Raw genomic sequence first — 22,535 nt, 5'->3', positions numbered from 1 at the left:
TTGTCGGTGATGATCGGTGCGGCGCACAGTGGCCGCATGACCGCCACCCCCACGCCCGCCCGGTTGCACGCCGGGTTCTGGGCGATCGCCCTCACCTTCCTCACCGCGATGGCGTTCTCCACCGTGCCGACGCCGCTGTACCCGCTCTACATGGCCCGCGACGGCTTCTCCACCTTCGTCGTGACGGTGGTGTTCGCCGCGTACGCGGCCGGAGTGGTGGCCAGTCTGCTGCTGGCCGGGCACGTCTCCGACTGGTTCGGCCGCAGGAGGGTGCTGATCCCGGCGCTGCTGCTCGAACTCCTCGCGGCGGTGCTGTTCCTGACCGGCACGTCGCTGCCGGTGCTGCTGCTGGCCCGGTTCGTCACCGGCCTGGGGGTCGGCATGATCACCGCCACCGCCACGGCGCACCTGCAGGAACTGCACGCCGCGCACCGGCCGGAGGCGTCGCGCCGCCGGTTCGAGGTGGTGTCGACCGCGGCGAACAGCGGGGGACTCGGCCTGGGCACGCTCGTCGCCGGACTGCTGGCCCAGTACGCGCCGGCTCCGTTGCGTACCCCCTATCTGGTCTTCCTGGTCCTTCTGGTCCTGAGCGTCGTCGCGGTGGCCCTGACCCCGGAGACGGTGCCGCCGCGGGTGGACCGGCCCGCCTACCGCCCGCAGCGGATCCGCGCGCACGGCGACCGGACCAGGTATCTGGCCGCGGCGGCCGGGGCGTTCGCCTCGTTCGCGGTGTTCGGCGTGTTCACCGCGCTGGCGCCGTCCTTCGTGGCCGGTACGCTGCACCACACCTCCCGGGCGCTGGCCGGTGCCGTGGTGTTCGCGGTGTTCGGCAGCGCGGCCGTCGCGCAGAGCCTGACCGGTGGGCTGAGCGGCCCGGCGCGGACGGCCCTGGGCCTGCTCGCCCAGGCCGGCGGGGTGCTGACCCTGGTGGCCGGCATGCACGCCGGCAGCCTGGCGGTGTTCGTGGCCGGTGGTGTGGTGTCCGGTGTCGGCGCGGGCGTGCTGTTCAAGGCGTCGGTCGGCGCGGTGGCCGCGATGGCGGCGCCCGCCGAGCGCGGTGAGGCGCTGGCCGGGCTGTTCCTCGTCGCCTACCTGGGGATCGGGGTGCCGGCGGTGGTGCTGGGGGTGGCCACCGCGCTGGCCGGCCCGGTCACCGTGATGACCTGGTTCGCCGGGGTTCTGGTGCTGCTGCTCGCGGCGGTGGCGCTGCTCTCCCGGGAGCGCGGACCGTCCCGCGCCCCCGTAACGGTGTGAGGTGCGAAGGTCTCAGGAGAGATCGTCGCCGTGGGCGGCGAGGACGGCCAGCAGCCGCCGGTCCCACGCGTTCTCGTCGAGATCGCGCCACTGATGGCCGTGAGCACACTGCCAGTTGGGCGCCGGCTCCCGCAGGACGCAGCCGCCGAGAGCGAGGTCCCCGTTCTCGGCGGCTCTTCGCGCTGCCGGAACCGGCAGTCCGAACAGCAGCGGCACGCCCTGCGCGCCGCACTCGGGGCAGAAAGGGATCACACACGAACGTTACCCGCACCGGTGCGGGCGCAGATGCGTGTGGTGGTGGGAGCCCCTACGGTGGGTGGATGAGCGACGAGTGGATCAGCGCCCTGGGCCGGTACGCGCGCCGGCTGCACGCCTCGGCCGGCACCGGGCATCACGTGGCGTCGCCGCTGGGCGCGTGGCTGCTGCTGGCGCTCGCCGGGCGGGCCTGCGCCGAGCCGGATCCGCAGCTCACCGAGGTGCTCGGCATCGACCCGCGGCGGGCCGCCACGATCGCCGCCGAGCTGCTGGAGCAGCCGCATCCGGCGGTCGCCGCGGCGACGGCGGTGTGGCACGGCCCGTCCGCCGACCCGGACGGCCTGGCCGGCTGGCGGGCCGGACTGCCCGCGAGCACCGGCACCGGCCCCCTGCCCGACCAGGCCGGGCTGGACCGCTGGGCCCGGGATCACACGTTCGGCCTGATCGACCGTTTCCCGCTCGGTGCCGGCCCGGACGTGGTGTTGATGCTGGCCAGCGCCCTGGCGACGAAGGTTTCCTGGGAGCATCCGTTCGAGGTGGCGCCCGCGGCGGCGCTCGGTGCGGGCAGCCCGTGGGCCGGGCGGCTGGACCGGGTGCTGCGGACCCCGGAGCACGGCCACGAGGCGTTCGTGACCCGCGACGCCGACGCCGGTGAGCTGATCGTGCACGCGGCGGCCTCCGCGGACGGCCTGCGGGTGTTCTCGGTGGCGGCGGGTGCGGACGTCCCGCCGGAGACGGTGATCGCGGCCGCCTACCGGGTGGCCGCCGGGGCGGAGAAGGTCTCGCTCTTCGACCTGCCGCTCGGCGAGGGACCGCTGTGGGATCTTCGCGAGGAGCGGGAGGCGTCCCGGTCCCGGGAGTTCCACAGCGCCGTCCTGCCCTGCTGGTCAGCCACCAGCGATCTCGACCTGACCGCTCCCGGGCTGGGCTTCGGTGCGGCGTCGCGGGTGCTGGGCCCGCTCGCCGGGACGAACGGCGAGGCCTTCGACGCGCGGCAGTCGGCGATGGCACGGTACGGCCGGTACGGCTTCGAGGCCGCCGCGGTCACCGGCTGGGCGACCCTGACGATGATGCCGCCGACGGTCGTGGTCCGGCGGGCGGAGCTGCGGTTCGGTCACGCGTACGCGGTGGTCGCGGTCGCCGCGCAGGACGGCCCGTGGGACGGCGTCCCGGTGTTCTCGGCGTGGGTCAGCGAACCCGCCTCGGTGTCCGAAAAAGATCAGGACTGAGCGGGGAACGGCAGGGGCGTCACGAGGACCCGACCGCCCTCGAAGACGCCCCCGTCGACGGCCAGCACCCGATCATCGGAGTAACTCAGCGCGGTCCGCACGTCGTCCGGCCGGACCCCGAACTGTGAGATCAGCGTGCTGTGCCCGTGCACCAGGCGGCTCCCGCCGAAGGTCGCGAACATCCGCTCCACCTCGTCACCGGTGCGGAACGAGGCCCGGCCGCTGATCATGCCGCAGAAGTAGAGGAACGCCTCCGGGTCGTCGGTGTTCAGATAGTCGGTCACCATCGCGTTGACCGTCGCCACACTGTCGCCGAACGCCAGATAGTTCGTGGTGTCCGAGTGCACCAGCAGGTGGTCGTCGACGAGCGCGGTCGCGGGCAGCCGCAGCAGCCACTCGACGTGCTCCGGGGTGAGCCGCCGGATGTCCGACTCCTGACCGCCGTACCGCACCCAGGCGTCGTAGAAGTCCCAGTCCTGGGCGGTGACCGTGTGCCCGAACCGGTACGCCGCCAGCAGCTGCGCCTCGTGGTTGCCGAGCAGGGCGTGCACCTCGCCACCGGACGCCGGGGCCTGACCGGCGAGCCGCCGGATGTCGTCGATCACCCCGACACCGTCCGGACCACGGTCGAAGTAGTCGCCGAGCAGCCACAGCCGGGCGTCGGCCCCCGACCAGTCGCCGGCGGCGTCGATCAACCCGGCGTCGCGCAGCGCCTCCCGGAACTCGGCACGATGACCGTGCATGTCACTGGCGGCGAAGAGAGGCACGCCGGGAGACTACAGCGCCGCGGCGGGTTCGCCGAGAGCGATATCGATCTCATTCGCCGGCGCCGGGCGGGCGAAGTAGTAGCCCTGCGCGTACCGGTAACCCAGCGTGTGCAGCCGTTCCGCCTGATCCCGGGTCTCCACACCCTCGGCGACCGCACGCAACCCGAGGGTTGCCGCGATGGTGCTCAGCGAACTGGCGATGGCCTCCCGCTCGGCGCCACCACCCAGGTCGTCGATGAACGACTTGTCCACCTTCAGCGAGGTGACCGGGCAGGTCCGCAGCAGGGTGAGCGAGCTGTGCCCGGTGCCGAAATCGTCGAGGGCCAGGCCGACGCCGAGTTCCCGCAGCTCCCGGACGGTGCTCATGGCCGCGCCGCCGGCGAACACCGCGGTCTCGGTGATCTCCACCGTGATCCGGTCCGGGGACAGTCCGTGCCGCTGCAGGGCCGCGGACACCTGGGCGGGCAGCTCCGGGTCGAGCAACTGCCGCGCCGACACGTTGATGTTGACCCGTGGCCCGGCCGTGCCGTACCGCCGCTGCCAGACGGCCGCATCCGCGCAGGCGGTGTCGATGACCCACGCCCCCAGATCGATGATCAGGCCGCTGTGCTCGGCGACCGGGATGAACTCGGCCGGCGACATCGGCGGCAGATTGGTCGGCTTCCACCGCAGCAGCGCCTCGACCCCGGCGATCGAGCCGGACGGCAACTCCACGATCGGCTGGTACACCAGATGGAACTCGTCGCACTCCAGCCCCCGGCGCAGGGCGGCGGCCAGCTCGGCGTGGTGCTGCGCGGTGGCGTCCAGCTCCCGGGTGTGCTCCCGGAACCGGTTCGCGCCGGTGTACTTGGCGGCCTGCAACGCCAGCTCGGCCCGGCGCAGCAGATCCGGGCACTCGTCGCCGTCCCCGCTCGCCGCGCCCACCGTGACGGTGACCAGCAGATCCCGGTCGTCCACGCACAGCGGCGACCGGAACGCCTCGAGCAGGCGCTCGGCGATCCGGTCGCCGTCACCGGGGAGCACCACGCCGAACTCGTCACCGAGCAGCCGGGCGACCATCGCGTCCGGCCCGGCGACCGCGGCCACCCGGGCGGCGGCGGCCCGCAGCAGGGCGTCCCCGGTCTCGTCGCCGAGCTGGTCGTTCAACGACGCGAACCCGTCCAGGTCACAGACCGCCACGGTGGTCCGGTCGAGCCGCCGCGCCAGCGTCACGGTGAACAGGCGGCGGTTCGGCAGACCGGTCAGATCGTCGTGGTACGCCTGATCGGCCAGCCGGTCCAGCAGCACCCGGTTCTCCGACAGTGCGGTCAGCTGACGGACCACGATCAGCACGGTGAGCAGCACCGAACCACCGGCCAGCGTCGGCGGCAGGTAACCGGTCCGCGACGTGACCACGACCAGCATGGTGGTGGTGCCCGCCACGGCGGCGTACGGCACCAGGCTGATCCGCCGCCAGGCACCCCGCCGCTCGGCCGGCAGCGGCGGTGTCCGGGGCGGGGCCGGGAACACGTTGGCGTGCGTCTGCAGGTACGCCGAGAACGCGATCAGCAGACCGATGACCGGCATGGTGACGACCGTGCTGGCCAGGTGCGGCATCCCGGCGAACCGTGGCTCGAGCAGCAACGCCGCAGTGGTGACCAGCCCGATCGGGGCGAGCGCCCAGATCGACGGGGCGTGCACCGGCCCGCTCCCGGTCACCCCCACCCTGATCACCGCGACCACGGCGGCCACCGCCGCGCCGACCAGGATGGCCACGAACCGGTCCGAGACCCCCGGACCGGACGGGCCCGGAGCGCTGTGGAACACATGCGTGATGACCAGGGCGGCGGCCACCCCGACCACCGCCACGTCCAGATGGACCGCGACGGCGGCCCGCCAGGTCCGGCGGCGGCGGGGCAGCCGGACGACGGTGATCATGCCGACGGTCACCGCGAGGACGTACAGCGCCGCGGTGACCGGGCCCATCGAACTCGAGTCGCCGGTCACGGCCGCGTCCACGGCCTGCGCGACGACGCCGCCGGTCACCAGGGCGGTGGTGACGGTCACCCCACGCCAGAAGTCACGCACCGGACCCCGCCCGGACCGGGCCGCGACGGCGCACGTCAGGGCCGCGGTGAGCGAAACGGCCGCGGTGGACGGCCAGAGCAGCCACACCGGCGGCGGCCCGGACGCCCCCACGATCATCAACAGGGCGCTGAGGACCGTCCAGCCGGCGGCGGCGAAGAACAGCTTCCGGGCCGTGTCGGCGGCGCGGCTCGGCGGACGGGTCACGGAGGTGAAGTTCGGCAGGCCACCCCGCGGGTTGAGATCAATGACGTCTCACTCCGTGGTCAGCAGCTTCTTCTGCACCTTGCCCATGCCGTTGCGGGGAAGCGCGTCGACCAGGCGGACCACCCGGGGACGCTTGTGCGCGGCGAGCCGCCCGGCGACGAACGCGATCAGCTCCTGCGGGTCGACCGGGTCGGCGACCACGAACGCGGTGACCTGCTCGCCGAGATCCGGATGCGGGGTGCCGACCACCGCGGCCTCCCGGACCGCCGGATGCAGCAGCAGCACGTCCTCGACCTCCCCGGCCCCGACCCGGTAGCCACCGGTCTTGATCAGGTCGGTCGAGGCGCGCCCGACGATCCGGTGCCAGCCGTCCGGGCCGACGGTGGCCACGTCCCCGGTCGGGAACCAGCCGTCCACCAGCGCGGGCGGCTCGACGGTGTCGCCGCGGACATAACCGTCGAGCAGGGTCGGGCCGTTGACCTGCAGATGCCCGATGCTCGTACCGTCGTACGGCAGCGGAACCCCGGCGTCGTCGACCAGGCGGGTGCCGACCCCGGGCAGGGCCAGGCCCACATGCCCGGGACGGCGCTCGCCGACCGCCGGAGTGCTGATCGTGATCAGGGTCTCGGTCATGCCGTACCGCTCGACCGGGGCCTGACCGGTCAGGGCGGCGAGCGCGTCGAACACCGGAACCGGCAGGGGCGCGCTGCCGGAGACGAGCAGCCGCGCCGGGGACAGGGCACGGGCGGCATCCGGGTCCGCGGCGACACGGGACCAGACGGTCGGCACGCCGAAATACAGGGAACCGGGCGTTTCGGCGTACCCCCGCGGTGTGGGTCTGATCGTGTGCCGCAAGGCCGAACCCAGCCGCAACGGACCCAGCACGCCGAGCACCAGGCCGTGCACGTGATAGATCGGCAGACCGTGCACGAGAACGTCGTCCGCGGTCCACCGCCAGGCGGCGGCGAGCGCGTCCAGCCCCGCCGCGAGCGCCGACCGGGACAGCACCACACCCTTCGGCGGACCGGTCGTGCCGCTGGTGTACAGGACCAGCGCGGCAGCCGTCCCCTCGGGTTCCGGCGGCAGACTCCCCGACCGGACCGGCCCGCTGACCGGCACCACCGGCAGACCCGACGTGCCCGCCGCGGCCGGATCGTCGGACAGCACCAGCGCCGCCCCCGAGTCCCGCAGGATGTGCTCCCGCTCCAGCACCCCGGCATCCGGAGGCACCGGCACCACCGGCACCCCGGCCAGCAACGCGCCGGTGACCGCGGCGATCGCCGGCAACCCGGGCGCCGCGTGCACGGCCACGATCGGGGCGCCCGCGATCCGGCCGGCCAGACCGGTCGCCCAGCCGAGCAGTTCATGGGAGGACACCGACCGGTCCGGGACACCGACGAAGCCGGCCCGGTCGCCGGGGGAGAGCAACGCGTCGAGCAGGGGCATGAACGGATGATCCCATCCGGGCGTCCGGTTTCCCCCTTGCCGCGCTCCGACGCCCGGACGGGGCGTTGTCCGGCCACCCCGGGACCGTTTCACTCGGACCATGCGCGCCGACCTGAGCCGCCTCGCCCGTGACTACCGCAAACCGATCCTGGTGGCCGCGGCCCTCAGCCTGCTCGGCTCGGTACTCGCCCTGGCCCAGCCACTGATCGCCCGGGTGGCGGTGGACGACGCGGCCACCGGCCGGGTACCCGGCGCCGTGGTCGCCGTCCTCGTCGTCCTGTTCACCGCGCAGGCCAGCGCGCTCGCCCTGGCCCGGTACGTGCAGGCGCACACCGGCGAGACGATGACCCACGACCTGCGCCGGCACCTCACCGGGCACCTGCTGCGAGTCCGGCTCTCGGTACTCGACCGCGGCAGCACCGGCGACCTGATCGCCCGGGCCTGCGGCGACACCGCCGTGGTGAAGACCCTGATCGCGCAGAGCCTCGGCACCGGCGCGGCCGGGGTGATCGGCCTGCTGGTGGCGGTCGGCATCCTCGGCTGGCTGGACCCGCTGCTGCTCGCCGCGGTGCTGGCCCTGTTCAGCGGCTCGTTCGTCGCCCTGCTCCTGGTGGTCAACCGGGTCCGCGCCGCCTCCCGCGCCGCCCAGAACGCCGAAGGTGTCCTGCTCGCCGACCTGGAACGGGTCCTCGGTGGGATGCGCACCGTCCGGGCCTGCCGCGCCGAACGCCAGGAGGAGGCCCGCCTCGACCGCTCGTCCGCCCGCGCCCACCTGGCCAACCTGCGCACCGCCGGACTGGCCGCCCTCAGCGGCCCGGCCAACGACCTGGCGGTCAGCGGCGCGTTCCTGGTCGTCCTGCTCGCCGGGGCGTCCCGGGTACGCAGCGGCGCGATGAGCCTCGGCGACCTGGTCGCGTTCGTGCTGGCGATGACCTACCTGTCCGCGCCCGTCTACGAGATCTTCCAGGCGATCGGGGCGGTGCAACAGGGCTCCGGGGCGCTCAGCCGGATCAACGAGGTGTTCGACCTGCCCGCCGAACAGGACGAACCGATCGGGGTGGTCCCGCTCGCCGGCCCCGACGGCCCGCCCCCGGTACTGGAGTTCCGGGACGTCTGGTTCGGGTACGACCCGATGCGCCCCGTACTGCGCGGCGTCGGCTTCACCGTCGGCACCCGCGGCCACCTCGCCGTGGTCGGGCCCTCCGGCGGCGGCAAATCGACGATCTTCGCCCTGGCCGAACGGTTCTACGAACCGGACCGCGGAACGATCCTGCTGCACGGGCGGGACAGCCGGGTCGTCCCGTACGCCCGGCACCGCAAGACCGTCGGCCTCGTCGAACAGGACTGCCCGCTGCTCGACGGCACCCTGCGGGAGAACCTGCTCTACGGCTCCGGCCGGGTCCCGGACGCCGAACTCCGCCGGGTCCTCGCGATGACCGGACTGTCCACGCTGGTCCGCTCACTGCCCGGCGGCCTGGACAGCCCGGTCGGCGAACGCGGCCGGCACCTCTCCGGCGGCCAGCGCCAGCGGGTGGCGATCGCCCGCTGCCTGCTGTCCCGCCCCGAACTGATCCTGCTCGACGAACCGACCGCCCACCTCGACCCGGACAACGAACGGGCCCTGGCCACCACCCTGCGCGAGGTCTCCGCGGTCTGCGCACTGGTGGTGATCGCCCACCGGGTGACGACGGTCCGCTCCGCCGACCGGATCCTGGTCGTCGAGAACGGGGTGGTGGCCGCCGCCGGCACCCACGACCAGGTGATGCGCGACAGCGCGTACTACCGCCGGCTGACCGGGGTCAGGCCGCCCGGAACTCGGCCAGCTCCGCGGCTGCCTCCTTGACCGTCGCCGGATCACCGACCAGGTTCGCCAGCGTCACCCGGTCCTCCAGAGCGGCGAGATAGGCACCCGGACTGCCCGGCAGCAGACGCCGGGCGGCGACCCGCACCGTCCCGGCCCACAACGCCTCCTCCATCCGCCGCGACTCGGTCAACGCGATGGTGAGCCGGTCCAGCTCCTCCGCGGTCCGGGACAACACGTCGGACGGCAGATCCGGATCGTCGACGGCATCCCAGACGATGTCCAGCGAACGGGCCGTGTCACCGCGTACCTCCCGCAGGAAACCGGCCAGCCGCAACAGCCGGGACCAGCGCGGCTCCCCGATATCCTCGGTCAGCACGTGCTCGGCGTCGTCGGTGCGCCCCTGCCGCAACATCACCTGCACCAGCGTCTCGGTGGCGTGCGGCACCCGCAGCCGGCGGGCCGGGGCCAGCAACTCCTCAGCCTCGGCGTACCGGTCCCGCGCCGCGTGCAACGCCGCCAGATTGACCGCGGCCGTCCAGTCGCCGTCGTCCATACCCCGCCGGAACCACGAATCCGCCTCGGACAGGTCACCGCGGGAGTACTCGACCGCACCCAGGTCGTTGCCCGCCTCGAACACCCGCAGCCCGGCGGCCCGGCGCAACCACACCCGGGCCCCGTCCAGGTCACCCTCCTGCTGCAGAGACGCACCCAGCCGGTACGCGGCCGGACCGCTCCCCGCCTCCGCGGCGAACCGCCACGCCTCCCGGGCCAGATCGGTGCGGCCCTCGGCGTGCAACTCGTCGGCCTCGGCACGTTCCCGGGCGGCACCGGCAGGCTCGGGAGCGGGCTCCTGCGGCCGGCGCCGCGGCTCCCACGCCGTGCCCGTCACACCGTCGTCGTCGCCGACCGCACCGGTGGCGTCCAGATCCCAGTGGACCACGGCCGGGCCGGCGTCACCGTCCACCTCGCAGGTCAGCCGCCAGCGCACCCAGTCGCCGCGTTCGGTGACCGGCATCAGGACCAGGGTGCGGACATCGTCGTCGTCCACGGTGAACGGCGGCGCCTCGATCCGGCGCATCATCCCGATCCCGGCCGGTTCCTCGTCGAGCAGGACCGCCACATCCGGGTCGGCCGGCGGGCGGTACCCGGCCACCGCACGGCGCAACGGCCCCAGCAGACCGGCGTCGCCGATCACGTCGGGCATCCGGGACGGCACGTGAGCGACACCGGCCGGGGTGCGCGGAAGGGGACGACGGTCCAGCACGACGGCGCTGACGGCCTGGACGGTGACCGGGCCGGCCAGGCTGAGAGTGACACGGTGGCCGGTGCCCGGGATCCAACGGCCCTGCGGGCCGATCTCCGCGTCCGGGGTGAGGATGAGGGCGGTGCGGCTGCGGGCCGTCACTTTCATGGGGTACGCGGAAAGCACACGCTCGTCGTCCGCGGCGATGGTCCGCTGGGGGCGTTGCAGCACGAACGTTCCGAGTTCTTCCCTCTCCTGTTCCTGTTCCTGCTCCCGTTCCTGTTCCCGCTCCCGCTCCCGTTCCTGCTCCTGTTCTCGTTCCTGCTCCTGTTCCCGCTCCCGTTCCCGTTCCTGTGGTGCGGGCCCCGGTCCGGTCGTGAGCGCATGTGGGGCCACCCTGACTGCCGGGGGACCATCCCGTTGAGCGGACAAACCCGACAGGAACGCGACGACGAGCACCGCCAGCCACGCCGGGTGAGCCGACACCCCCGCCGTGGCCAACACCAGACCACCGGCCGCCACCGGAAGCGCCGCACTCACCACCACCCGGGCCGGATCCGCCACCGGTCAGCCCACCACGTCATGACGGGCGACCGTCCGGAACGGCCGCCCACCCAGATCGACAGGCAACGAACCGGACCGCACCCGGGTGCTCCACTCCAGCCACAGCCGCCACCGGACGTCACCGTCCCCGACCCGGACCGCCAACGCGACGACCTCACGGTCGTGCCGCTCCAGCTCCAGCGGAAAACCGATACCACCGAGCGGCAGGATCCTCGGGGACTGGTCCGTCAGACATACTTCGAAATCCCGCTCCGAAAGATCCGCCGCCTGACGTTCGAGCACCCCGCCACCCGGCTCACGCCCCACCACCTCGACCCGCAACCCGCCGATCCGCACCGGGGCGAGCGCGGTGACCACCAGGCGGACGGTGTGCCCCGCCGCCGGAACCTCCACCACCGACCCGCCGTCGTCGTCGACCACCACATAGTCGAGATCCGCGACCTCGACCCGGCACGCCACCGGAGCCCCCACGGGCGAAGGCACCGCCTCCGGCCCGCCGCCCCGCCGCTTTTCCCTTGCCGCCCGGTCCGTCGGCCGTCCCATTTCCGCTGCTGCCCGGTCCGTCGGCTGCCGCTTTTCCGTTGCCGCCGGGTCCGCCGTCCGTCGCATTTCCGCTGCTGCCCGGTCTGCCGTCCGTCGCATTCCCGCTGCTGCCCGGTCAACCGTCCGCCGTGGTCCGGTTGCCCGTCCGCCGACCGCACGTTGCAGTGAGCCCGCCCGGCCGTCCGCCCGCGTCGCTGCGGCACCGGGCGGCCCGTCGACAGTGCGCCGGGATGTAGTCGCTCGCCTGTCCTCGTAAGGCCGCCGTCGAGCGTCGACCGCAGTCGGTTGCTGGCTCAGATAGGCGACCAGGGAGGCCCCACCCACCGCAGCGATCGTGGTGACGACACCCCCGGGTTCCCACACGAGCATGGTCCCGGCGATCATCCCGACCACCCCGAACCCTGCCGCGATGAGCAGCCACGACCCTCTCTCCGCCATCGGCATCGCATCCTGTCATTGATCGACAACCGTTGGTGATTGATCGCCACGATAACAGCGCGCAGCGGTCTTGGCCCCACCCAAAAGCGATGCCATTAGTGCCGACCTATCAAGCACCGTCACCGACCCCCACACCCCACACCCCGCCCCTCCGCCTCTCCGCCTCGTCACGCCTCCGTCTCGTCACACCCCGCCCCTCCGCCCCTCTGCCTCGTCACGCCTCCGTCTCGTCACGCCAACGTCTCGTCATGCCTCCGTCCCTACACGCTTTGGGTGCTCTCACCTGTCGCGAATCGGTGGTGGACGCACCCGATCAAGCTTCTGGGTGCGTTGGCCTGTCCTGGATAGGTGGTTGGTGCACCCGGAAGCTTGATCGGGTGCGCTTGCCGCTCGTGTGGTGGCGAGGAGGTGGTGGGCGAACCCGAAGCGGGTTTGGGTGCTCTCGCCCGTCTCGGATCGGGGTTGGGGGCACCCGAGGTCATGATCGGGTGTGTGCGCAGTCCCGGATTGGCGGCTGGAGTCCCCGAGGGCTTGATCGGGTGCACCGACCGCGGATCGGGGTTTGGTTGCACCCGAAGCGGGGGTTGGGTGCGTTGACCTGTTCCAGTTCGGCGGTGGGTGCGTTGACCTGTTCCAGTTCGGCGGTGGGTGCGTTGACCTGTTCGAGTTCGGCGGTGGTTGCACCCGGGAGCTCGATCGGGTGCGTTGACCCGTCCTTGAACAGCGGTGACTGCGCCCGAAAGCTTGATCGGGTGCGGTCACCGGCGGGGTGGGGTGTGGACGCACCCGAAGTTGGGATCGGGTGCATTTGCCCGTCCCGAATCGGTGGTGGACGCACCCGATCAAGCTTCTGGGTGCGTTGGCCTGTCCTGGATGGGTGGTTGGTGCACCCGGAAGCTTGATCGGGTGCGCTTGCCGCTCGTGTGGTGGCGAGGAGGTGGTGGGCGAACCCGAAGCGGGTTCGGGTGCTCTCGCCCGTCTCGGATCGGCGTTGGGGACACCCGAAGTCATGATCAAGTGTGTGCGCAGCCCGGATTGGCGGCCGGCGTCCCCGAGAGCTTCATCGGGTGCTGTCACCGGCGGAGTGGAGTGTGGTGGCACCCGCAGTCGGGATCGGGGGCGGTGGCCTGCCCGTGCAGGGGTGAGCGCACCCGGGAGCTTGATCGGGTGCGCTTGCTGGCGCGGCGAGACAGGGCGCGGCGAGACAGGGCGGTGCGGAGCGAGACAGGGCAAGGCAATGCAAGACAGGCCGGGGCGAGACAGGGTAAGACGGGGCGGGGCGATACAGGGCAAGACGGGACAAGAGGGGGCGGGGCGAGGCGAGACGGGGCAAGACGGGGCGGGGCAGCGTGAGGCGGGACGGGGTGGGGACGGGGTGCGGTGGAGATCAGGAGGGGAACGTGGCTAGCTCCTGGACTCCGGCGGCCAGGGCTTTGTCTACTCCGGTGGCTATCAGGGACTGGCAACCGGCGTCTCCGGCTGCGGACAGTCGGCGGATGTCGTGGATGGCTGCGCTCATCCGGTCGCGGACCTCGTGGATGAAGTCTCGGAGTGTGCCGGACCAACGGTAGGCGTTCAGGAGCAGGCGCAGCCGCCTCGGACGGTCCTCGAATGCCGTGAATCCGGCGGCCTGGGCGGATGATCGGGCGGTCAGTGGCACCCACGCGTAGGCGATCAGGGCCAGGTCGGCGGTGGGGGTCACCGGTCCGGCGAAGTCCCAGCCGGAGAAGCCGGTGATGCGCCCGCTGGACCAGGAGGCGTTGTAGGGGGCGGCGTTGTTGTGGCCGATGATCAGGCCGGGTTCCCAGGTGCCGCCGACCCGCCAGATAGCGTCGGCTGGCGGGACGAAACCGGCCACCGCCGTGTGGTACTCGCGGAGCCACTGGGCTACCTGCCAGAGGGTTTCGTCGTCGTAGGTCCAGTGTGGCCACGGGCGGATGTCGCCGACGGGCTCGCCCGGCAGCCGCAACTCCCCACCGATCATGGGTAGGGGAGCGGCAAGAGGGCCGTGCGCGGTCAGGGCGGGAAGGCGGGCGTCGACGCGGGGTGCGCCGTCGAAACCCACCTTCTCCAGGTGGCGCAGCAGGGCGAGGACCGCGGGAGTTGACTGACCCATGATCGACGAACCTAGTGCGGTGATCGTCGATCATGTATCGGTCAGAAGGACTCTCCCGCCTCCGCCTTGGCCAGCAGCAGTGCCGGCGGGGCGAAACGGTCGCCGTAGCGGCCCGCCAGTTCGCGGGCGCGGTCCACGAATCCCGGCAGTCCGCCCGGGTACTGGTTGATGTACTGCAGGACGCCGCCGGTCCAGCCCGGATAGCCGATGCCGAGGATCGAGCCGATGTTCGCCTCGGCGACCGTCGTCAGCACCCCTTCGTCGAGGCATTTCACCGTTTCGATGGCCTCGATGAAGAGCATCCGTTCCTTCAGGTCCTCGAACGGGACGTCCACGTCGGTCCGGCGGAAGGTGTCGAGGCCGGGCCAGAGTCCGGTACGCCGTCCGTCCTCGTACTCGTAGAAGCCGGCACCGCCGGACCGCCCGGGGCGACCGAAGTCGTCGATCATGCGGTCGATGACCTCGTCGGCGGGGTGGGGGCGCCAGGTGTCGCCGGCGGCGGCGCGGTATTCGTTGCGGATGCGGCGGGGCAGGGTGAGGGTCAGCTCGTCCATCAGCTGCAGCACCGGAGCCGGGTATCCGGCCTGGCTGCTGGCCTGTTCGATGCTGGCGGGGGCGACGCCTTCGGCGAGCATCGCGATGCCCTCGTTGGTGAAGGTGCCGATCACCCGGCTGGTGAAGAAGCCGCGGCTGTCGTTGACCACGATCGGGGTCTTGCGGAGGCGGCGCACCACGTCGAGAGCGCGGCGCAGGGCGTGGTCGCCGGTCTTCTCGCCGCGGATCACCTCGACCAGTGGCATCTTGTCGACGGGGGAGAAGAAGTGCAGCCCGATGAAGTCGGCTTGCCGCCGGACACCGTCGGCGAGTGCGGTGATCGGCAGGGTGGAGGTGTTGGAGCAGAGCAGCGCGTCCGGCGCGATCACGCCTTCGATCTCGGCGAACACCTTGTGTTTGAGGGCCGGGTCCTCGAAGACCGCCTCGATCACCAGGTCGGCCCCGGCGAGGTCGGCCACCTCGGCGGTCGGGGTGATCAGGTCCAGCAGTTCCCGGGCCTTCGCCGGGTCTAGGCGGCGACGGGCGACGAGTTTCTCCGAGTACGCCTTGCCGCGCTGCGCCGATTCGAGGGTGACGTCGCGCAGCACCACGGGTAGTCCGGCGCGGGCGCACACGTACGCGATGGCCGCTCCCATCATGCCCGCGCCCAGCACCGCCACTTTGGTGATCGGCGGGACGTCGCCGATGTCGCGGGAGCTCACCGCGTTCAGGTCGAAGAAGAACGCTTTGATCATGTTCTTGGCGACCTGGCCGGTGACCAGTTCGACGAAGTACCGGGTCTCGATGGTGAGGGCGTTGTCCACGTCGACCTGGGCGCCTTCGACCGCGGCGGCCAGGATGTTGCGCGGCGCCGGGTAGGGCGCGCCTTTGAGCTGTTTACGCAGGTTGGCCGGGAACGCGGGCAGTTGGGCGGCGAGGGCCGGTGTCGACGGGGTGCCGCCGGGGATCCGGTATCCCTTGGTGTCCCAGGGCTGGGCGGCGTCCGGATGCGTGATGATCCACTCGCGGGCGGCGGTGATCAGCTGCTCCGGGGTGTCCACCAGCGCGTCGATCAGGCCCAGCTCGTGGGCGGCGGGCGCGCGGTGCCGGGTGCCCTGCAGCAGCACCTTGGTGAGGGCGGTGAACAGGCCGAGCAGCCGGACGGTGCGGACCACACCGCCGCCGGCGGGCAGCAGTCCCAGGGTGACTTCGGGGAGCCCGACCTCCAGCCGCGGATCGTTCAGCGCGATCCGGTGGTGGCAGGCCAGCGCCAGTTCGAGGCCGCCGCCCAGCGCCGAGCCGTTCAGGGCGGCGACCACCGGGCGGCCCAGCGTCTCCAGCCGGCGCAGCTGGCCCTTGACCCGGGTGGAGAGGGCGAAGACGTCGGCGCCGCGGTCGGCCGGGACGCTGCCGAGCTGGTCCAGGTCACCACCGGCGAACCAGGACTTCTTGGCCGACGTGATGACCACGCCGGTGATCGACTCCTTCTCCGCCTCGAGGCGGTCCACGGTCGCGCCCATGCTGGTGACGTACGCGTCGTTCATGGTGTTGGCGCCGCGGGCGGGGTCGTCGAGGGTGAGCACGACGATGCCGTCGTCGCCACGGTCCCAGCGAATCGTCTCGGTCACGAGTTGAGCCCCTTCAGAGTCGTTCGACGATGGTGGCGATGCCCATGCCGCCGCCGATGCAGAGGGTCGCCAGGCCGTACCGCCCGCCGCGCCGCTCCAACTCGTCGACGAGGGTGCCGAGGATCATGGCGCCGGTGGCGCCGAGGGGGTGGCCCATGGCGATCGCCCCGCCGTTCACGTTGACGATCTCCGGGTCCAGCTTGAGGTCGTCGATGAAGTGCAGCACCACCGCCGCGAACGCCTCGTTGATCTCGACCAGGTCGAGGTCGTCGACGGTCAGTCCGGCCTTGGCCAGGGCTTTGCGGGCGGCCGGGGCCGGGCCGGTCAGCATGATGGTCGGGTCGGCGCCGCTGAGCGCGGCGGCGACGATCCGGGCCCGGGGTGCGATCCCGGCGCGTTCCCCGGCGGCCTGTGATCCGACGAGTACGAGCGCCGCCCCGTCCACGATGCCCGACGAGTTGCCCGCCGAGTGCACGTGCCGGATCTTCTCGACCCAGTGGTATTTCTGCAGTGCCACCGCGTCGAATCCGCCCTGGTCGCCGATGGTCGCGAAGGACGCCGGCAGCCTGCCGAGTCCGTCCAGGGTGGAGTCCGCCCGGATGTGTTCGTCGTGGTCGAGGATCAGCAGGCCGTTGCGGTCCCGGACCGGCACCACGGACCGGTCGAAGTACCCGTTCGCCCAGGCCTTCGCGGCTTTGCGCTGCGAGCCCAGCGCGAACGTGTCGACGTCCTCGCGGCTGAGGCCGTCCATCGTGGCGATCAGGTCGGCGCTGATGCCCTGCGGGATGAAGTCGGTGGCCAGTGCGGTCTCCGGGTCGAGCGCCCAGGATCCGCCGTCGGAGCCCATCGGCACCCGGGACATCGACTCGACGCCGCCGGCCAGGACCAGGTCCTCCCAGCCGGAGCGGATCTTCTGGGCGGCCACGTTGACCGCTTCCAGCCCGGAGCCGCAGAAGCGGTTGAGCTGGACGCCGGCCACCTGGTGGGGCAGGCCGGCGGCGAGCGCGGCGGTCTTGGCGATGTCCGAGCCCTGGTCGCCGAGTGGCGAGACCACGCCGAGCACCACGTCCTCGATGTCCGCCGGGTCGAGGTCCGGGAACCGCCGGCGCAGCTCGTCGATCAGGCCGGTGACCAGCGAGATGGGTTTCACCGCGTGCAGCGAGCCGTTCTTCTTCCCGCGTCCCCGCGGGGTGCGCACGGCGTCGTAGACATAGGCCTCGGTCGTCATCGCCCACTCCTTCGGATGCGAATTGCGACTAACTTTTGCGGATGTTTCCGCTAGGTGTCAAGGACAACCGTCGTGGCCTGGGGCGAATGGTTCCTCACGGATAGGGTGGGGTGGTGCACACCGCAGCGACCGGGGATCCGGCACCCGCCGAGACGCGCAAACGGCCGCGCAACCGCAAGGCCCAGTTGGCCGTCGTCGCCGCCGAGATGTTCTGCGAGCACGGCTACCACGGCGTCAGCCTGGACGAGATCGCCACCGAGGTCGGGATCAGCGGCCCGGCGATCTACCGTCACTTCCCGAACAAATACGCCATGCTGGTGTACGCGACGCGCCAGCTCACCGAGAGCGTCCTGACCGCGACCGATCTGCGGCCGTTGCCCGATCCCGGCGAGCGGCTCGACGCGCTGCTGGCGGCGTTGTCCCGGCTGGCCGTCGAGGGCCGCCGGGTGGGCGGGCTCTACCAGTGGGAGTGGCGTTACCTGGAGGACGAGCACCGCGAGGAGCTCCGGGGGGCACTGACGGCCTTGGTCGATCGTGTCGGCGTACCCCTGAGGGTGTTGCGCCCGGAACTCACCGAGCCGGAGGCGAACGCCCTGGTCCGGGCCGCGCTCAGCGTGTTCGGCAGTTTGTCGACGCACCGTGCGGTGATCGCGCGGGGCAAGGCCGAGGCGGTGTTGCGCCGGACGGCGTGGGCGGTGTTGCGCGGCGAGCCGCCGTTGCCCGCGCCCGCGCAGCCGCGGGAGGAGGGCGAGGAGCCGGCTCTGCGGGTGGGCGCGCGGCGTGAGGTCGTCCTGGCCGAGTCGATCAAGCTTTTTCACGTGTACGGGTACCACGCTGTCGCCGTCGAGGACATCGGCCGGGCCGCGGGCATCAACGCGTCAAGCGTCTACCGGTACTTCCCCGGCAAGGCGGACATTCTGGCGGCCGCGTTCTACCGGGCGTCCGAGCGTGTCGCCGAGGCCACCGCCGTGGCTCTGCGGGGTGCCGGCGACGACGCCGGGGCGCTGCAGCGGCTGGTCGAGTCCTACGTGGATCTCACCTTCGAGCGCAGCGCCCTGGTCTCGGTCTACCTTGCCGAGAACAACAACCTGCCGGACGCCGACCGGCACGAGCTGCGCAAGCTGCAGCGCCTGCACGTGGAGGAGTGGGTGCGCCTGCTCGGCCGGGTGCGCCCGGGTCTGCCCGTCCCGGAGGCCCGGGTGCTGGTGCACGCCGCGCTCAACCTGGTCACCGACCTGAGCCGGTGGGTGGGTTTCGACCGGTCCACCGGCATGGACCGTCACCTGGTGCGCCTCGCCGTCGCCGTGCTGACCGCCGACTCCTGATCCGCCGGCTCCCGGTCCGGGAAGTTAAGCGGGATTCGCGTTTCTCCGGGCTTCCCCTATGCGGGAAGTTAATCCGCGTTTACAGTCGCGCCACGGACACGTGCAATCAGGAGGCAACGTCTTGGAAACCTCCCTCGCCCAGCGCTGCGCCGAGACCGCCCGCGGCCTGACGATTCCCGCACTGCTGCACCGCAACGCCACCGACCACGCCGACCTGCCCGCTCTCGACGTCCTCGGCCGGGGCGGCGGCGCCCTGACCTGGGGCGCGCTGCGCGACGAGGTCGCCTACCTGTCCCGCGGCCTGGCCGAACTCGGCCTGCTCCCCGGCGACCGCATGCTGATCATGATGTCCAGCCGGCCCGAGCACTGGCTGACCGACCTCGCCGCCGTGCACCTGGGCGCGGTCCCGTCCACGGTGTACTCGACCCTGTCCACCCAGCAGTTGCGCTACCTCGCGGTGCACAGCCGAGCCGAGATCATCGTGCTGGAGGGCGAGGCCGAGCTGGCCCGCTGGACGCCGATCCTGGCCGAGACGCCGCGGATCCGCCGGGTGGTGATCGTCGACGGATCGTCCGTCGACGGCCGTCTCCTGTCCCTGAGCAGCGTGCGGGCCCGCGGCGAGGCACTCCACCGGGCCGACCCGGGCGCCTTCGAGAAAGCGTGGCGGGAGGTGCGCCCCGAGCAGCCGGTCACCCTGCTCTACACCTCGGGGACCACCGGCGACCCCAAGGGTGTGGTGCTCAGCCACCACAACGTGATCTACCAGACGGTGACGCTGGAGAACACGGTCACGACGCCGGACCATCCGCACTCGCTGGCGTACCTGCCGCTGGCGCACATCGCCGAGCGGATCCTCGGCATCTACAACCCGATCTACCGGGCCGGGCACGTCACCATCTGCCCGGATCCGGCACGACTGGTGGCCGGGCTGGTCACGGTGCGCCCGGCGACGTTCTTCGGGGTACCGCGGATCTGGGAGAAGATGGTCGCCGGCATCCAGGGCCGGCTGGCCGCCGCCGACCCGGCCGTCCGCGCCGCGATCGACGCGGCCCGCGAGACGACGCTGGAGGCGTACCGGCGGCGGGCGGACGGGCACGACGTCCCGCGGCCGGATCCGCCCATCCTGCGGGGGCTGCGCGCCGAACTCGGCCTGGACAACATGGTGTGGCCGGGCAGCGGCGCCGCGCCGATCCCGGTCGAGGTGCTGCTCTACCTCGCGAGCATCGGCGTCGACGTCCTCGAGGTGTGGGGGATGACCGAGACCACCGGCACCGCGACGATCAACACGCCGGGCCGTTTCCGGACCGGTTCGGTCGGCCGCCCCAACCCGGGCATGGAGATCCGGCTGGCCGGCGACGGCGAGATCCTGGTCCGCGGTCCCCTGGTCTGCAGCGGCTACCTGCGGGCCGACGGCGGCGTGGAACCGGTCACCGACGAGCACGGCTGGCTCGCCACCGGCGACGTCGGCACGATCGACGACGACGGTTTCCTCACCATCACCGACCGCAAGAAAGAACTGATCATCAACTCGAGCGGCAAGAACATCTCACCGGCCCAGATCGAGAACCTGCTGCGGGCGCATCCGCTGATCGCCCAGGCGGTGGCGATCGGCGATCGGCGGCCGTACGTGACCGCCCTGATCGTGCTGGACGAGGAGGCCGCGCCGGTGTGGGCGAAGGCCCGGGGCATCACCGCGGACTCGACGGCCGCGCTGGCCACCGACCCGGACGTGCTCACCGAGATCAGCGCGGCGGTGACGGCGGCCAACGGCCGGCTGTCCCGGCCCGAACAGGTGAAGACGTTCCGGGTGCTACCGGCCGGCTGGACCCCGGAGTCCGGTGAACTCACCCCGACACTGAAGCTGCGCCGCCGGGTGGTCCAGGAGCGGTACGCGGCCGAGATCAGCGAGTTGTACCTTCGCGCACAGTGACCCCGGACATGTCGGAATCTGCCTGGTCAGCCATGTGTGATTGGCCATCGAGGCGGCTTCAGCGACGCTGTGGGTGAGACGGGCGGCATATCCGTGGGGCATGATGGGCCGGATCTTGCTGGACGGGTATCGGGGGTAGGTGTGGTTGTCGAGCCGGGTGACGGCCGTGTGCTGAAGCGCCGTCATGTCCTGACGTTGCTGGCGCTGGTGCCCGCGGCGGGCTGTGCCACCTCCGCCGCGTCCTCCTCCACCACCGCCGGTGGGGCCGCCGGGACCACCGGGGCCTCCCCGGCTGCCGCGGCTCCCTCGCCGAGCGGCACCGCCAAGCTCGGCTCGCCGCTGAGCGTCACCGCCAGCGGCTCGCCGTCGGCGTCCGCATCAGCGTCGGCGTCGGCGTCGGCCAAGCCGTCCGCCACCGGATCGACCGCCGCGTCGTCCGGTGGCCGCGGCGGCGCCGTGCCGTTCACCGCCGGCAAGGCGATGCTCGGCTCCTACCTCGCGCTCAGCGGCAAGAACCTCAAGCAGAGCCTGGCGCTGCGCCGCGACCAGCTCGGCCGTGAGCAGCGGATCGTGCACCAGTTCTACCCGTGGAACGGGTACATCCCCACCTCCGAACCGAACGTGTCGAAGAACAGCGTGCTGATGGTGTCCTGGCACGGTGCGGCCTACTCGGGGATCACCAACGGCTCGTCGGACGCCAACATCCGGTCGGTGGCCAAGAAGCTCAAGGGCATGAAGCGGCCGATCATGCTGCGCTGGGGCTGGGAGATGAACGGCGACTGGTTCGAGTGGGGCGGTGGCCAGAACGGCCAGAACGCCGCGAACTACGTCAAGGCGTGGCGGCGCATCCACGGCATCTTCGCCGACCAGGGCGTCACCAACGTGGCCTGGGTGTGGAGTCCGAACTGGAACGCCTCACCGAACCAGAGCTGGAACCAGACGAAGAAGTACTACCCGGGTGACGAGTACGTCGACTGGGTGGGCATCTCCGGCTACAACTTCTACGGCGAGACGCCGACCAAACTCTTCACCCAGATCACCGACACGTACGGCAGCCGCAAACCGATCGTGCTGAGCGAGACCGCGGCGGTGTCCGGCAAAGCCAAGTGGATCAAGCAGCTGCAGACGTGGGTGGAGGACACCCCGCAGGTCGGCGCGGTGGTCTGGTTCGACACCGACGTGCAGGAGGGCACCGACCACAACTTCCGGCCGGACACCGACAGCGCGGCGCTGGCCGCGTACCGCACGATGGCCCGCAGTTCCCGCTTCGGCGGCTGACGCTCAGGGCTGGGATTTCCAGAACTGGCGCGGGGCGTACCCCTCGCGGCGCAGCCAATGTTCGGTGTAGACGACGCGCTCGACCGGGATCACCCCGATCGGGCCGAGCGGTGGCTCGTCGAGCGACTTCGACCGCTCCACGTGGTCGGACTGCCACCGGACCACCGGCCAGTGCTCGTCGAAGCCGTCCGCGCCCGGTTCGAGGATGCGCGCGGCGCCGAACAGTTGTGCCCCGCGGCTGCTGGCCTGCCCGACCAGCGGGGCGAACACGCCGACCGAGACTCGCGGGTCGGCGCGCAGGTTGCGCATCTTCGGTGAGTTCCCGGCGGCGGTGAACACGATCGTGAAGTCCCGGTGGAAGTAGCGGACCGGGGTGGCGAGCGGACCGTCCGGGCCGGTGGTGGCGAGCACGCACATGTTCTGCGACGACAGCAGGTTGAGGATCCGTTCGGCCAGCCGGTCGCGGTCCAGCCGGCGGGTCGGTGCCGGGCCGGACAGCCAGGGATTCGTCACGATCATGGGAGCAGCGTGCCAGATCGTGGGCACGCACAACCGGGGCCGCCCGTGACGCCGAATAGCGAATGATCCGGCAAAGTGGTGCATTGCGGGCAATGGCGGCGACCGGTCCCTCGGCACGACGTTCTCCAGGCAGAGGCACAATCGTCGGGGTACGAGGTGAGCA

Annotated in this window: 16 protein-coding genes; 6 read left to right on the top strand and 10 right to left on the bottom strand. The window is 71.8% G+C overall.

Annotation, left to right across the window (positions count from 1 at the left end; genetic code table 11):
* Positions 1–36 precede the first annotated feature (36 nt).
* Positions 37–1,254: an MFS transporter gene (locus WH85_RS13710; RefSeq protein ID WP_245673927.1), complete on the top strand. Its 1,218-nt coding sequence runs from the start codon at positions 37–39 to the stop codon at positions 1,252–1,254.
* Positions 1,255–1,266: 12 nt separating this feature from the next.
* Here the strand turns inward: WH85_RS13710 and WH85_RS13705 are convergent, their stop codons facing one another.
* A complete protein-coding gene (locus tag WH85_RS13705; RefSeq protein WP_045742198.1) occupies positions 1,267–1,506 on the bottom strand; it encodes a hypothetical protein in 240 nt (79 codons plus the stop codon).
* A gap of 68 nt (positions 1,507–1,574) precedes the next feature.
* Between WH85_RS13705 and WH85_RS13700 the strand changes: the two genes are divergently transcribed.
* Positions 1,575–2,738 carry a hypothetical protein gene (locus WH85_RS13700; protein WP_045742197.1) on the top strand — a complete coding sequence of 388 codons (1,164 nt, stop codon included), beginning with the start codon at positions 1,575–1,577 and terminating at the stop codon, positions 2,736–2,738.
* Here WH85_RS13700 and WH85_RS13695 read toward each other — a convergent pair.
* Genes WH85_RS13695 through WH85_RS13685 form a run of 3 tightly spaced genes read right to left on the bottom strand, consistent with a single transcriptional unit; the run spans position 2,729 to position 7,222 of the window.
* Entirely contained in the window at positions 2,729–3,505 is a 777-nt protein-coding gene (locus WH85_RS13695) for a metallophosphoesterase (protein WP_211275359.1), read from the bottom strand. The genes WH85_RS13700 and WH85_RS13695 overlap by 10 nt on opposite strands.
* Positions 3,506–3,514: 9 nt before the next feature.
* The gene (locus tag WH85_RS13690) at positions 3,515–5,776 is read right to left on the bottom strand and encodes a putative bifunctional diguanylate cyclase/phosphodiesterase (RefSeq protein ID WP_052720420.1); all 2,262 of its coding nucleotides are present in this window, start codon (positions 5,774–5,776) and stop codon (positions 3,515–3,517) included.
* A 48-nt stretch (positions 5,777–5,824) separates the two neighbouring features.
* Positions 5,825–7,222 (bottom strand): AMP-binding protein, encoded by a 1,398-nt coding sequence (locus tag WH85_RS13685; RefSeq protein ID WP_045742196.1) that lies wholly within the window; start codon positions 7,220–7,222, stop codon positions 5,825–5,827.
* Between the two features lie 100 nt (positions 7,223–7,322).
* Between WH85_RS13685 and WH85_RS13680 the strand changes: the two genes are divergently transcribed.
* Entirely contained in the window at positions 7,323–9,065 is a 1,743-nt protein-coding gene (locus tag WH85_RS13680; RefSeq protein WP_045742195.1) for an ABC transporter ATP-binding protein, read from the top strand.
* On the opposite strand, the gene WH85_RS13675 is transcribed toward WH85_RS13680, so the two are convergent.
* The 5 genes from WH85_RS13675 to WH85_RS13655 form a co-directional block, all read right to left on the bottom strand.
* A complete protein-coding gene (locus WH85_RS13675) occupies positions 9,022–10,833 on the bottom strand; it encodes a tetratricopeptide repeat protein (protein ID WP_045742194.1) in 1,812 nt (603 codons plus the stop codon). The two genes, WH85_RS13680 and WH85_RS13675, sit on opposite strands and share 44 nt — an antisense overlap.
* 3 nt (positions 10,834–10,836) lie before the next feature.
* A complete protein-coding gene (locus WH85_RS13670; RefSeq protein ID WP_169792440.1) occupies positions 10,837–11,316 on the bottom strand; it encodes a hypothetical protein in 480 nt (159 codons plus the stop codon).
* Positions 11,317–13,201: 1,885 nt separating this feature from the next.
* Positions 13,202–13,930 carry a hypothetical protein gene (locus WH85_RS13665; protein ID WP_052720419.1) on the bottom strand — a complete coding sequence of 243 codons (729 nt, stop codon included), beginning with the start codon at positions 13,928–13,930 and terminating at the stop codon, positions 13,202–13,204.
* A 41-nt stretch (positions 13,931–13,971) separates the two neighbouring features.
* Entirely contained in the window at positions 13,972–16,092 is a 2,121-nt protein-coding gene (locus WH85_RS13660) for a 3-hydroxyacyl-CoA dehydrogenase NAD-binding domain-containing protein (RefSeq protein ID WP_045742191.1), read from the bottom strand.
* Between the two features lie 13 nt (positions 16,093–16,105).
* Positions 16,106–17,320, bottom strand: coding sequence for an acetyl-CoA C-acetyltransferase (locus tag WH85_RS13655; RefSeq protein WP_045742190.1), 1,215 nt, complete (start codon positions 17,318–17,320; stop codon positions 16,106–16,108).
* A 113-nt stretch (positions 17,321–17,433) separates the two neighbouring features.
* On the opposite strand from WH85_RS13655, the gene WH85_RS13650 reads away from it, so the two are divergent.
* The 3 genes from WH85_RS13650 (at position 17,434) to WH85_RS46965 (ending at position 21,853) form a co-directional block, all read left to right on the top strand.
* Positions 17,434–18,645: a TetR/AcrR family transcriptional regulator gene (locus WH85_RS13650; protein ID WP_052720434.1), complete on the top strand. Its 1,212-nt coding sequence runs from the start codon at positions 17,434–17,436 to the stop codon at positions 18,643–18,645.
* A 121-nt stretch (positions 18,646–18,766) separates the two neighbouring features.
* Complete coding sequence (locus tag WH85_RS13645) at positions 18,767–20,575, top strand: AMP-dependent synthetase/ligase (RefSeq protein ID WP_045742188.1); 1,809 nt, start codon at positions 18,767–18,769, stop codon at positions 20,573–20,575.
* A gap of 168 nt (positions 20,576–20,743) precedes the next feature.
* The gene (locus WH85_RS46965; RefSeq protein WP_157410972.1) at positions 20,744–21,853 is read left to right on the top strand and encodes a glycoside hydrolase family 26 protein; all 1,110 of its coding nucleotides are present in this window, start codon (positions 20,744–20,746) and stop codon (positions 21,851–21,853) included.
* Positions 21,854–21,856: 3 nt separating this feature from the next.
* On the opposite strand, the gene WH85_RS13635 is transcribed toward WH85_RS46965, so the two are convergent.
* Entirely contained in the window at positions 21,857–22,372 is a 516-nt protein-coding gene (locus WH85_RS13635) for a pyridoxamine 5'-phosphate oxidase family protein (RefSeq protein WP_045742187.1), read from the bottom strand.
* Positions 22,373–22,535 lie beyond the last annotated feature (163 nt).

The organism is Actinoplanes rectilineatus, from assembly GCF_000962825.1.
GTDB classification, from domain to species: Bacteria; Actinomycetota; Actinomycetes; order Mycobacteriales; family Micromonosporaceae; genus Actinoplanes; species Actinoplanes rectilineatus.
This window is presented reverse-complemented; position numbering and strand designations above follow the sequence as displayed.